Below are 655 nucleotides of genomic sequence, written 5' to 3'. Positions count from 1 at the left end.
GCCTCGGGCAGATACAGACAACTCGACCCCGGCGAATGACCGGGAGTATGCAACGCCACGATCTCCGTCCCCGCGACGGTGATCCGCTGACCGTCCTCGAGCACCGAATGCCCGATGCCCGGATGCGTCTGCTCCCACAACACATCATCGGCCGGATGCAACAGAATCGGCGCATCCAACTCCCCCGACAACTGCGGAGCGACCGTCACATGATCGTTGTGACCATGCGTACACACGATCGCCCGCACGGCACGACCGGCGACCGCATCGACGATCGGACCGGCCGTATGCGCAGCATCGACGATCACCACCTCGTCGTCGTCACCGACCAACCAGATGTTGTTGTCGACCTCCCACTCGCCACCATCGAGCGCGAACGTCCCCGACGTGACGACCTTCTCGACGCGGAACTGCCCGCTCACAGGACCACCACCGAACGCAGCACCGTGCCCTGATGCATCTTCTCGAACGCCGCCTCGATATCACCGAGACCGATCCGTTCGGTGACGAACTTCTCGAGCGGTAACCGACCCTGCTCGTACAGATCGACCAACATCGGAAAATCCCGCTCCGGTAGGCAATCGCCGTACCACGACGACTTCAACGACCCACCCCGGGAGAAGAAATCGATCAACGGCATCTCGACGGTCATCTC

At 62.1% G+C, this 655-nt stretch carries 1 protein-coding gene and 1 pseudogene; both read right to left on the bottom strand.

Annotation, left to right across the window (positions count from 1 at the left end; translation table 11 throughout):
* The coding region (locus tag CH262_RS14415; protein ID WP_094717867.1) for an MBL fold metallo-hydrolase at positions 1-422 on the bottom strand (422 nt) is incomplete at its 3' end.
* A pseudogene (locus CH262_RS14410) lies at positions 419-655 on the bottom strand (S-(hydroxymethyl)mycothiol dehydrogenase); the annotation flags it as partial. The pseudogene CH262_RS14410 and the gene CH262_RS14415, both read right to left, overlap by 4 nt.

Origin of the sequence: Rhodococcus sp. 05-2255-1e (assembly GCF_002259025.1) — a bacterium.
Taxonomy (GTDB): domain Bacteria; phylum Actinomycetota; class Actinomycetes; order Mycobacteriales; family Mycobacteriaceae; genus Rhodococcoides; species Rhodococcoides fascians.
This window is presented reverse-complemented; position numbering and strand designations above follow the sequence as displayed.